This is a genomic window from Shewanella sp. SW1 (assembly GCF_025653545.1).
In the GTDB taxonomy this organism is placed as follows: Bacteria; Pseudomonadota; Gammaproteobacteria; order Enterobacterales; family Shewanellaceae; genus Shewanella; species Shewanella oncorhynchi.
On record NZ_JAKKSG010000001.1, the window covers coordinates 151,405 to 163,573 of the forward strand.

The following is a 12,169-nucleotide window of genomic DNA, read 5'->3' on the forward strand; positions in this document are numbered from 1 at the left end:
TTGAGTATAAGGTTAATTAAATGAATAGGCAAAAAGGAATTGTGTTATTTTTTGCGCTAATTGTATTGTTACTCATGACAATCATTGGTGTTGCTTTAGCTGTTAATTCAACCCAGTCCATGCGTATGTCTGGAGCAGGCTCAGAACGAATAGAAGCGAAGTCAATTGCCGATGGCGGCTTAGAAGCTGCAATTGATGTTAATAAAGGTACTATTTTGGCAAAAATATCCGCAATTATATCAACAAGTGAATTTGGTTCCGAGCAAACGTTAACGCCTATTCCCTACGAAGTTGATGCATTAGGTAATGTTGTTATTAGTGCAAAGGATGTAGGATGCCTACGGAGTACTCATCCCTATAGTGGTAATTTAGTCAGTTGTCGACAGGTTGAAATTAGCAGTACAGTCACTTTTGGCCGAGATAATTTAGGTCAACTCACTGTAGTCGAAGTTGTGGAACAAGAAGTTTTAACTGGGAGTTAGATATGATTATTAAAAGGCTGGCTTGTTCTATACTACTTGCGCTGACTTTTGTGTCGGCTTTCTCCTTCTGTGACGATACTGAGTTATATGTAAAAGAATCAACAACTCGAACGGGCGCAAGACCTAAAGTGCTCGTTATATTTGATAACTCAGGAAGTATGTCGACTGAAGAAATTACTCAGGTTGTAGACTATGACCCTAACTATGACTACCCAGCCGTAAGTGGTTCTGGGTATAGTGATACTCTTATTTATTATGCTGTTGGCGGTGGGGGATTACCCACCCCTGATACTAGCTCTGATAAGCGTAATTTTAAAGCTAGTTTAAATGGATGTAGTCAAAGCAAAGCTGCATTAGCAGAGTTTGGTCGTTTTACTGGGTATATAAGAGAGTTCACATCAAGTGGTACTACTGGCGTTTGGAAAGAACTACCTGAAACAAATGGTACTGCAATAAAAGTAATTGATTGTTGGGAAGATATTTCTCAAATAAATCCGAGTAATTCATCATCATATCCTAATGGATTTCCTGCTAACGGGGTAACAACGGGGTCAGGTAGTAAAAAGAAAGCATATCCATATTTTACTTCCTCACTACCAGGAACAACTTGGACCAATGCTTTAGCCGCAGCCAATAATACTGACTTTGGTGTTGGACAACCTATTACCTTGTACACTGATAATTACCTAAGATGGTACGGATTATCTAAAGCAGGAAAATTACCAACGGTAAAAGTTTCAAGACTAGAAATTGCGAAGAAAGCGATTTCTAATATTATTAGTTCAACTCCAACAGTGGATTTTGGACTTGCTGTATTTAATTATAATTATCCAAATGAAGGTAATCGAGACGGTGGTCGGATTGTATCTGGCATTACTCAGATGACGGATAGTACGCGTGCGAGTTTATTAACTACTATTGATAATTTGCTGGCAAAAACAAATACACCACTATGTGAGACTATGTATGAAGCTTACCGTTACTTTGCCGGTAAGGGCGTTAAATATGGTCATAGTGATACAGATTATGGCTCTTATGTTGGAAATAAACCACCGTATGACAGCTTAGTGGAGAAGAGTGGTAACTACGCAAGTCCATTTAAAGTATGTACGGATATTGCTTATGTTATCTATGTCACTGATGGCTCTCCAACTGTTGATAAAAATGCGAATAATGACGTTATTAGTTTAACTGCCACAGGAAGTAAAGAAGGGGATTACTCTTTATTTTCTAAAAATCTAGATACAGCAAGCTATTTGCCCGCATTAGCTAGTTATATGTTTAATAACGATTTAATTAACAAGTTGGACAGTTCAAATACTGAACAAATGCAGAATGTTCGTACTTATACTATTGGTTTTAGTAAAGGTGCAGAAGATGCCGCACCTTTACTTGCTGAGACGGCTAAAAGAGGTGGTGGTTTATATTTTGCTGCTCAAAACAGTCTTGAACTACAGAATGCACTTAATGATGCGTTATCAAATATTTTGAATATTGATTCAAGTTTTACATCTCCAAGTATTGCTAGTAATAATTTTGATAGGACTCAGACATTTGATGCCGCTTATTACGCTATGTTTCTCCCAGGCAAAGGACCTCGTTGGAGCGGTAATTTAAAAAAATTAAAAGTAACCGCAGATGGAACATTGGTTGATAGTAAAGGGAATGCAGCTATAGCGGATAACGGCAATATTAAAGATGGTGCCTGTACTATATGGTCGGATTGTGTTGCGCAAAAGGATGGGAATAAAGTTGAAGTTGGCGGAGTCGCGGCACAAATCAGAAAGCAAGAAGTTAGGAATATTGTAAGTAACTTAAATGGGTCCTCCAGTTTAACGCCCTTAACACTTGCTAATGCACAAACTGCAGCAGGCGGTGATGCTGCGCTAGCTAGCTATATGAGAACTAGCGTAGATGAGCTTGCTAATACGTTAAATTGGCTTAATGGGATAGATGTCGACGACGATAATAAAGATGGTAGTACGACAGATAAACGTAATGATATTATGGGTGATCCTCTTCATTCTAAGCCACTTGCACTCAATTTCGGCACAAAAAGCGCGACTGATATTCGTATCATGCTTGGTACTAATCAAGGTGTTGTGCATATGTTTAAAGATGCGGGCGAATCTGTATCAGAGACTTGGGGCTTTATTCCCTATGAGTTATTGCCTAATTTAACAGAACTGAGAAGTAATGATCCTTCAGGTGTACACACAGTATACGGAATGGATTCATCTCCAGTTGCTTACACAGAAACTGATGCTGAGGGTAAAGTGATTAAAGCATGGGTCTATATGGGGATGCGTCGAGGTGGCTCGTCTTATTATGCCCTCAATGTGACAAACCCTGATAGCCCTTCTCTAATGTGGACTATTAATCCATCAACGGATGGTTTTTCTGATCTTGGACAAACATGGTCTGAGCCTATAGTGACGAAAATCGTTGGTTATGAAAAGCCTGTACTCATTTTTGGTGGTGGCTACGATGTTAGTTTTGATGCAACTCCTTCATCTTCTCCGGTAGGTCGTGCGGTTTATATTGTCGATGCAGAGAAGGGAACTTTGATTCATTCATTTGGTGGCTCTGCATCGGGTGCAACAGCACTTTCGGGAATTCAGGATAGCATTCCAAACTCAGTCGCCGTACTTGATAGTAATAATGATGGGTATACAGATAGGATTTATGCCTCCGATGTCGGTGCAAATGTCTGGCGTATTGATCTTCCAAGTGCAAGTAAGTCGAGTTGGAGTGCATTTAAATTTGCTTCTTTAGGTGGTACTGATAGTAATAATCGCCGTTTTTATGCAGAACCTGTTGTAGCACAAACGATGTTTACTAATTTATCCGAAGTTAAGGTGACAACAGAGAGTGGTACTACTACGACTAAAACTTATCAAAATGTTCCCTATGATGCGGTGGTGATTGGAAGTGGAACGCGACCCCACCCATCATCTACTAATGTCAATGATATGTTTTTTACATTGCAAGATCGTAATGTGGTGACTAAGAGTTTTACTGGCGGTGATGTTCCCGAGGCGATCACAATCAATGATCTCTATGATGTGACTTCTACTGCACCTGCGTCTGAAGCCGACAACATAAGTTTCGGTAAAAAACTCGGCTGGTTCTATGATTTTAGTGGTCTAGGTGAAAAGAGTTTAACAGCTGCCTTGATTGTCCAAGGCAAAGTTTATTTCACTTCTTATTCTCCCCCTGCTGACTCGGTTGCCGATAACGTGTGTTTGGTGTCTGGTTCTGGCAAGTTATATCCGTTCGATTTGCACAAAGGAACGAGATCCTTTTCTCAATTATATTATGAACTGGGTGAACGTGTACCGGACACACCGCAGATTGTTATTCCTGCACCTGAATCCGGTAAAGATCCCTATATCTATATTATTGGAGTTGGTAAAGGTGAGAAAAATGAAAATGGGGATTATACAGGTACAATCAACGTTGCTTCTGGGTTAGGTGTTAATAAAATTTATTATCATATAAATGAATGAGTTATTAATTTATGAAGGTTCAACTTAAAGGTTTTACCCTGATAGAGGTGATGATCGCCGTCGTGATCATTGGTATTTTGGCATCGATTGCATACCCTTCTTATACGCAGTACATTGCTCAGAGTGCAAGATCAGAAGGGTTAGCTGCTTTGATGCGTATAGCAAACTTGCAGGAACAGTATTATCTCGATAATAAAAAATATGCTACTGATTTAACAAAACTTGTAGGGGTAAACCCTTATATCACTGAGCACAAACATTACTCTGTATCATCAAGTGGTGCATCAAGCTTTACGATTAAGGCAGTTGCTCAAGGGGTTCAGGCTAGCCGTGATGCCTCGTGCTCTCCTTTAACAATATCAGATACTGGGGCAAAAGGTCCGAGTGCGGAGTGTTGGAAATGAAATTAATAAACCTCTTTATAACGGTGGCTTTCTTACCAAGCTTAGTTTGGGCTGACTCTGGAGCGACAGTCAGCGAACAAGACTTCAAATGCTACATTACATCAAAGAAAAGTGCTGAGATTGCCTTCTATCATTGGAAGAGTAGTGAAATGAATGTGAGAATGGCTAGCCTTGTTGGTACTACTCGCCAATCAAATGATGGATCGAAATATTACATCTATAGTGTTGAGGAGTGTGTCGCATTAAACGCTGAATTTACTAATACTAAGGCGCAAGTGTTGGATAAGTTAACACCTAGATAAACATCAGCATGTATTTTTAAATGTTAACAACGAACGATTTAAGGATAATATTGTTTTAGGGTAGTGAACGGTAGATTTAGTTTCCCATAGTTTATGTGCAGCTTTTCCCATCTGCGCCCTCTTTTATTAAACCTGAAGTGCTAATGTTGATGCTTTTAGAATTGTCACTTTGCCCATTTGAACAATAGATAATTGATATTTCAACTGAGACTAAACCATCGGGTGTAAAATCAATTTTTTTATCGGCGGGCCCTGATAGGGAAATTACATCGTGTGTATTGAAACTATCGATCACTTTCAATACATTCTTGGTACCTCCATTGTCAATATATACACTGAACCCCTTATTCCAGTCTGTGCCGCATGGTGATGCCGCGTATGGGCAGACTGTTACTGTTGCACCATAGTTGACAGCTTGGTTTCTTGCAAAAGCAAACACATCACTAATTTTTCGTATTTCATTAGCGCTGCGTGTCCCTTCGTATAGCGACGTAAGTGATGGAACCCCTATGGCTAGTAGGATTGCTGCTACGGCAATTGTGACCATCAGTTCGACTAAGGTAAATCCTCTTGAAATAATTAACATGTAGCTATCCTCGTTAAAACTTAGCTAAGTATATGCGAGGAGACTCTAATGGTCAGTATCTATTCTATATTTTCAATATACCCAATAAATTGATTTTCTTGCCTTTATATAATTAAATTTAAATAGGGAGTATATATTTAAATTTAATCGCAATTGATATTCTTTGCGGTAGAAAGGCGAACTCTACCCGCCTGATTAACAACGATTGCACGGGAGTTTTTGCTATCAATTGTTCGTGGGCAATACTTGAAAGTACCATTACTTCCAGAAGCTAACCCATCAGGTTGAAATTTTATCGAACTTTTATTGTATGTTAAAAAATCTTTCGAATCGAATTCATCAATGACCTTAATAATTTTATCGTTAGCATCGAAGCTTTCGACTACACCTGTATCAATGAAAATTGTTAATCCCTTTTGCCAATCTTGAGTGCATTTTCCATTTACGAGTGGGCATGCTGTGACCCTATAACCATAACTAACAGCTGTATTTCGCGCAAATTGAAGTGTCTGCTGGATAGTTTTAATATTGGTATCAGCTCTTATCTGATCGCTGAGCTCGGTCAAGGAAGGAGCTCCAACTGTTAACAAGATTGTTGAAATCGATATCGTAGTGATAAGTTCTATCAGGCTAAAGCCTTTTCGATGTGAGTTCATAACAGATCCTTGTTATTTTACGCTTGCATCCCGCGAGCGAGTTAGTGCTGGTTAGAATGTAAGTATAAAATCTGGGGCAATATTCATAGTACTTTTTTTAGACTTTTATGTGCTAAAAGCGATTTTATAGAAACGGTGTTTTATGAGTAAAGCACTACATTCACTTCAATATTGACGTAACCCCGTGTAAGCTAGTGTTATTCTGTTTGTTTATGTTATTGCAAGGGATGAGGAATTTTTAATGAAAAAAGTTGAAGCCATTATTAAGCCATTTAAGTTAGATGATGTGCGCGAATCACTTGCAGAAATTGGTATCACTGGGATGACGGTACTGGAGGTTAAGGGCTTTGGTCGTCAGAAAGGGCATACAGAGCTGTATCGTGGTGCTGAATACATGGTGGATTTTCTGCCAAAAGTAAAAATAGAGTTAGTGATCCAAGACGATCTGCTCGACCAAGCAATTGATGTCATTGTTGAAACGGCCCGCACAGGCAAAATTGGTGATGGTAAAATTTTTGTCACTGATGTTGAACGTGTTATCCGTATTCGAACGGGAGAAGAAAACGAAGAAGCGGTATAAACAGCTTACGAACGATTCTAAAGGGCCTAGTGGCCCTTTTTTGTTGCCTAAGCATATGGAAAAACTAAATAGTACCGCTAGGTTTCTGAAATATCTTTAATGGAAAATAGCCTGTTTTACTCAACTAATGTAGTTATCTCTTATCTGTAACATGGTATAACTTAGCCTCGCAAATGAGTTTTATGAGGTTGTCATTTTGGCTACAAAAAGAATAGTGATCGTGGGTGGTGGTGCTGCTGGTTTAGCGCTTGCATCGAAGTTGGGCCGTAAATGGGGCGGTAGTGATGTCGTCGATGTGTGCTTAATTGATAAAAGTCCTATTCATATATGGAAGCCTAAATTACACGAAGTCGCTGTTGGTGTGATAGATCAATCTATTGAAGGTTTACTATATCGCGATCATGGACTTAAAAACGGTTATCGCTATATTCGTGGTGAGATAGAGCAGTGTGAGCCGGATGCTAAATCGATTCAGTTAGCTGCAGTTTATAATGATGAAGGCGAGTTGCTCCTAGAGCAGCGACAAATCAATTATGATTTTTTAGTGCTTGCATTGGGTGGAGTTTCTAATAGTTTCAATACATTAGGTGCTGATGAGCATTGTATTTTCTTAGACAGCCTTGAAAATGCCAATTTATTTCATCATAAATTACTCGACGCTTTACTCCAATTAAATGAAACGCAAGAAAGAGTCAGCATTGGTATTGTCGGTGCGGGTGCGACAGGTGTTGAATTGGCAGCAGAGCTTCATCATGTCATTGAGTCTGTTAAAGAGTACGGCTATCTGAATATCGCTAAGCATCATCTTGATGTGCATTTGATTGAAGCGTCACCTAAAATCCTTCCTCAATTACCAGAGCGTGTAAGCGCTAGGGCTCAAGCTGTTCTTGATCAGATTGGTATACGTTTACATATCGGTGTTCAAGTTAAAGAAGTGACTCGTGATGGTTTCATTACCCAAGATGGCGATGTGATTAAAGCAGGCTTAAAAGTATGGGCTGCCGGTGTAAAAGGGCCAAAAGCATTTCAGCATTTTGCAAAACTGCCCATTACTCCGCGAAATCAGGTAGAAGTTGATGATTGTATGCGAGTTAAAGGTCATCAAGATATTTACGCCCTTGGCGATTGCGCTCTATTGATCCAAAGTTCTGGCCAGCCTGTTCCACCAAGGGCGCAAGCAGCAGCTCAGATGGCTGATACCTTGTTTGATAATATCGTTAATCGATTACAAGGTAAGCCTGAAAAGGCCTTTATTTATAAAGATTACGGCTCATTAGTGTCTTTAAGCCGCTTCTCTGCGGTAGGCAATTTAATGGGGAACCTACGTTCTGGCACTTTCTTTGTTGAAGGCCATATAGCAAGATTGATGTATATCTCTTTGTATCAGAGGCATTTAGCCAGCCTTTATGGTTGGTTTTCGGCAATTGTGTATCGAGTGGCACAAAAGTTATTGAAGTGGCAGCGTCCGAAGCTCAAATTACATTGATTTCTATGTGATTTAGGAGATAGAAAGAGAGCAAATATGCTCTCTTTTTTTTTATTGTTTAGGAATTGCCGACGAGTCACGAATGATAGGTTCAGGAGTAAAGGTTCTAGAATATATGGCATCTTGCTCGCGACGTTTTGCTATTAATAATTCAGTAGCAACCTGAGCAATTTCTGCGTTTGGCTGATGTACAGTGGTAAGTTTAGGCCAGGTTTGACGTGAGAATGGGCTATCTTCGAAACCGACAATTGATAAATCAGCGGGTATGTCTAAACCCGCTAAACGAGCCGCAAAAAGTGCACCAGCGGCAATTTCATCGTTACAAGCAACAATCGCCGTCGGGCGATTTTTTAGTTTGATGAGCTTGTTAGCACCATCAACACCGGACTCAAATGAGTACTTCCCTTCAATTATGTAGTTTTCATTCAGCTTTAGGTTGTTTATTGTTAATGCCTGTTTAAAACCAAGTAATCGCTCTTTGGTGGATTCATGGTGTAAATCTCCGCTTAAAAAAGCGATATGCTTGTGACCTAAATCAATCAGATGCTGGGTGATTTGTACTGCACCGAATTTATCGTTGACTAAAATAGTCAACCCATTCTGATCGTTGTCCTTTTCTCCCGCAATAATGCGCACATAGTTAGCATCAATTTCAGTGAGTGCTTTGAGTACTTTAGGATCTTCTGACAAGGGCGGTGTCAGTACTAATCCAGCGAGCCTAGAATATTTGACTAGTGCTGTAAGCTCATCACATATGGTCTCTGATTTGGCATTGCAAGGGTGGATGACAAGTTCATAGCCCTTGTCTTTACAGGCTGACAAAATCCCATTTTGCATATCAATAATATAGTAAGCGTTTGGATTATCGTAAATAAAACCAATAGCATAGGATTTAGTTCCTGCTAGATTTCTTGCTGCTAAATTAGGTTGGTAGTTAAGTGCTTTTATCGCCTCGTTCACTTTGTCAACGGTGGCCTGCTTCACTGAAGGTTCGTTATTGGTTACACGGGATACTGTCTTGATAGACACTCCAGCACATTTAGCTACGTCGTTGATAGTGACTTTCATTGATGTAAAAACTCTTTGTCTAAGGTCGCGAGGGGTTTAACTGTTCTATGAACGTAAATTCTTTACCAGCAATTTACAAGCTTACATTTTTTATCAGTTTTTTCTGACTTATACATCTTATAGTGCGAGCTTTTGATGTGCTTAGCAATCCTGAATTGTTACAAATTGGCGTTAATTTATCATTGTTACAATTATGCTTGGAGTTGTAAATTTACGTCATAATATTAAAGCTCATGTTTTATAATGATTTTTAATAAAAATACTGATTCAACATTCTGCTTTATGACATTTTTTTACTTCCATCGTTATTTTGTTGTGGCAAGGCTGTTAATTATTGTGTAATGTTTGCACCAGACATGACAGCGTTGTCATTCCTCGGGGAATGGTTATGAATACTAAAACGATAATAAAGTTATGGAAGGGAAACGAGATGCGACCATCAACCTTTAAGAAAACTGTACTAGCTACAAATATTGCTATCCTACTCGGCAGTGCTGTATCCATTAGCGCTGTTGCTGCAGACGCCGTGGCAACCACCGCAGCACCTGAAAATATTGAAAAAATTGAAGTTCGCGGTATTCGCGCTTCCCAGCAAGCTAACTTAAATGCTAAACGCTTCTCAGACAGTACTGTGGATGCGATTACTGCTGAAGACATTGGTAAATTTCCGGATAAAAACGTTGCAGAATCTCTGCAACGTATTCCTGGTGTCACGATCCAGCGTCAATTTGGTGAAGGCGCGGGTGTTTCAATTCGTGGTGCGGGTCAAGATCTGACTTTGACGACTCTGAATGGACAAAACGTAGCTTCAACAGGTTGGTTTGTTCTTGAGCCAGCAAAACGTTCATTTAACTATGAATTATTACCATCTGAATTAGTTGGTAACTTAGAGGTCTATAAATCATCTCAAGCGGACTTAGCTGAAGGTGGTGTGGGTGGTACTGTTGTAGTTAATACCCGTAAGCCATTGGATATGGATTCAATGACTTTCTTTGCTTCTGCTGAAGCTCAATATCAAAGCGATTCGGGTGAAACAGATCCACAATTTTCAGGCTTAGGTAGCTGGAAGAATGATGATGAAACTTTTGGTGTATTAGTTTCTGGCGTTATGCAAAATCGTAGCTTGCAGCGTCAAGGCGATGAAGCGTTTTGGGAATGGGGTGCTGGCCCTGTCGCATTTGAACAAGAGCGCGAACGTTCAGCTATTGCTGCAACATTCCAGTATGCCCCATCTGATTCATTAAACTTTGTGTTTAACGCGATGGACATGCAAATGGCCGCGGACAACACCAACTACGCATTATGGTTTACGCAAGCTGACACTTCATGGTCAGGAGCTCCAGGTTCTGGTGCTTGGGGTGACACGGAATGGATTGGTGGCTGCGGTTTATGTGGTGGTGATAAGCCAGATGCATCACAGTCAGGTTCTCAAGTTGCAGGCCCTGTTAACTTGGCATACTGGCAAGCTCGCCCTCGTGAAGCGACAATGAAGTCTCAAGTTTTCGACTTGAAGATGGAATATAGCGGCGATGGATACCAGTTTACGACTCAAATCGGTGATACAAGCTCTACTGGTGGTACCGATTTCGAAATGGTTGTTGAAGATGGTCTGGGTGGTACAGCATTAAATGGTGCAACTTACGACTTTACCAATGGTCATCAAACTTGGGATTTAAATGGTTTTGATACAGCTACTTATGATCCTGGTTCGCTTGCAATGGGTACTGGCAGTAACTTTAATAAAACACCAAAAACAGATGATGAAACTTATATTCAAGCAGATATTAAGTTTGATGTAGATCTAGGTGTGGTTAATGCCATTAAAACGGGTCTGAAATATGCGAAGCATAATACAACGAGTCGACGTTTTGACTTTGTACAAGCCGATGACTTTAATCCTGTCATATCAACAGCAGGCTTAAATACTGGTACTTTTGCTGTAGGTACGAGTGAATACGATATTATTCGTTTTGATCCAGATGCACTAAAAGATTGGGCTAAATCGAGCATCATCGGTGAGACTGAAGATTTTGGTTCATACCGTGAAATTGATGAAGATAACTATGCTGCTTATGTGATGGCTAACTTTGCATCAGAAGGTGTACGCGGTAACTTTGGTGTGCGTTATGCGGGTACTGAAGCGACCTCAACGTACTATGTTGATGGTAAGAAAGCCGATGCTTCAGCTAATTATGGGGAATGGTTACCAAGCTTAAACGTAGCATTCGACTTAGCACCTGATCTCATATTGCGCGCATCAGCGGCTCGAGTTATGGCTCGTCCACAGTATGATGACATGTATGTTAACCCTAACGTTTTAGGTGCAAATGATGATGTGCCTAATAACCAAAAATGGGTTGTTGGTAATATCGGGTTAAAACCATTTATTGCTAATCAAATAGACTTAGGCATTGAATGGTATTTCAATGAAGAGTCATTACTTTCTGCGGCTTTGTTTATGAAGGATGTTAAAAACTTCGTAACCTTTAGTGAGTACCATGCAGATAGCGCCGATATCCCATTTACTGGCACGTTAAAACCTGATGAAGTTGCTGGTGGTTGGACTGTGCAAGAGAAAGCCAATGGCGAATCGGCGACAATCCAAGGTTTAGAGCTGCAATATCAACAAGACTTTGGGAACGGCTTCGGCTCAATTGTTAACTACACTTATACTGATAGTGAAACTAGCCCAAATACATATACAGATCGCAACCCGTTCTTAAGCGATAGTTCAAAGCACTCATATAACTTAACTGGTTATTTTGAAAACGATTTGTTCCAAGTTCGTTTAGCATATAACTGGCGTAGTGAATATATGATCCGTGAAACTGGTTCATACGGTAATCGTTTACACGATGCATTTGGTAGCTTGGACTTGAGTGCAATTTGGCATGTTACTGATTATATGGATATTAAACTTGATGGTAATAACCTGTTAGAAGAAGGTTCACGTCAGTTTGGTAACAATCAGTTCCAATCTAATCTAAGTGGTTTTACGGATGGCTTCCCTGTATTTGAATACAACATGGCCCGCCGAATTACATTAGGCGCTAGCGTACGATTCTAATCTCGATTTAACTCATGTATAAATGAAAA

Annotated in this window: 10 protein-coding genes; 7 read left to right on the forward strand and 3 right to left on the reverse strand. The window is 39.9% G+C overall.

Annotated features, from left to right (window positions below; genetic code table 11):
* The first annotated feature begins 20 nt into the window (after positions 1-20).
* From L5M71_RS00780 to L5M71_RS00795, 4 genes are read left to right on the forward strand one after another with little or no spacing between them, the layout of a single operon-like run.
* Complete coding sequence (locus L5M71_RS00780; RefSeq protein ID WP_263205896.1) at positions 21-482, forward strand: pilus assembly PilX N-terminal domain-containing protein; 462 nt, start codon at positions 21-23, stop codon at positions 480-482.
* 2 nt (positions 483-484) lie between these two features.
* Positions 485-3,991 carry a pilus assembly protein gene (locus L5M71_RS00785; protein ID WP_263205899.1) on the forward strand — a complete coding sequence of 1,169 codons (3,507 nt, stop codon included), beginning with the start codon at positions 485-487 and terminating at the stop codon, positions 3,989-3,991.
* Between the two features lie 11 nt (positions 3,992-4,002).
* On the forward strand, positions 4,003-4,395 hold the full coding sequence (locus tag L5M71_RS00790) for a type IV pilin protein (protein WP_263205901.1): 393 nt from the start codon (positions 4,003-4,005) through the stop codon (positions 4,393-4,395).
* Positions 4,392-4,697 carry a TapY2 family type IVa secretion system protein gene (locus tag L5M71_RS00795; RefSeq protein ID WP_113941310.1) on the forward strand — a complete coding sequence of 102 codons (306 nt, stop codon included), beginning with the start codon at positions 4,392-4,394 and terminating at the stop codon, positions 4,695-4,697. Before L5M71_RS00790 ends, L5M71_RS00795 begins: the two co-directional genes overlap by 4 nt.
* A 91-nt stretch (positions 4,698-4,788) precedes the next feature.
* Here the strand turns inward: L5M71_RS00795 and L5M71_RS00800 are convergent, their stop codons facing one another.
* Positions 4,789-5,283, reverse strand: a complete 495-nt coding sequence (locus L5M71_RS00800) for a GspH/FimT family pseudopilin (protein WP_263205903.1) — start codon at positions 5,281-5,283, stop codon at positions 4,789-4,791.
* Positions 5,284-5,426: 143 nt separating this feature from the next.
* Positions 5,427-5,939, reverse strand: a complete 513-nt coding sequence (locus tag L5M71_RS00805; protein WP_263173355.1) for a GspH/FimT family pseudopilin — start codon at positions 5,937-5,939, stop codon at positions 5,427-5,429.
* 241 nt (positions 5,940-6,180) lie between these two features.
* On the opposite strand from L5M71_RS00805, the gene glnB reads away from it, so the two are divergent.
* Together glnB and L5M71_RS00815 are read left to right on the forward strand one after the other, a co-directional pair.
* Positions 6,181-6,519, forward strand: coding sequence for a nitrogen regulatory protein P-II (glnB, locus tag L5M71_RS00810; protein WP_028760911.1), 339 nt, complete (start codon positions 6,181-6,183; stop codon positions 6,517-6,519).
* 196 nt (positions 6,520-6,715) lie between these two features.
* Positions 6,716-8,005 carry an NAD(P)/FAD-dependent oxidoreductase gene (locus L5M71_RS00815; protein ID WP_105249931.1) on the forward strand — a complete coding sequence of 430 codons (1,290 nt, stop codon included), beginning with the start codon at positions 6,716-6,718 and terminating at the stop codon, positions 8,003-8,005.
* A 51-nt stretch (positions 8,006-8,056) separates the two neighbouring features.
* On the opposite strand, the gene L5M71_RS00820 is transcribed toward L5M71_RS00815, so the two are convergent.
* Entirely contained in the window at positions 8,057-9,073 is a 1,017-nt protein-coding gene (locus L5M71_RS00820) for a LacI family DNA-binding transcriptional regulator (RefSeq protein ID WP_263173353.1), read from the reverse strand.
* A gap of 388 nt (positions 9,074-9,461) precedes the next feature.
* Between L5M71_RS00820 and L5M71_RS00825 the strand changes: the two genes are divergently transcribed.
* A complete protein-coding gene (locus L5M71_RS00825) occupies positions 9,462-12,140 on the forward strand; it encodes a TonB-dependent receptor (protein ID WP_263205905.1) in 2,679 nt (892 codons plus the stop codon).
* The last annotated feature ends 29 nt before the right edge of the window (positions 12,141-12,169 follow it).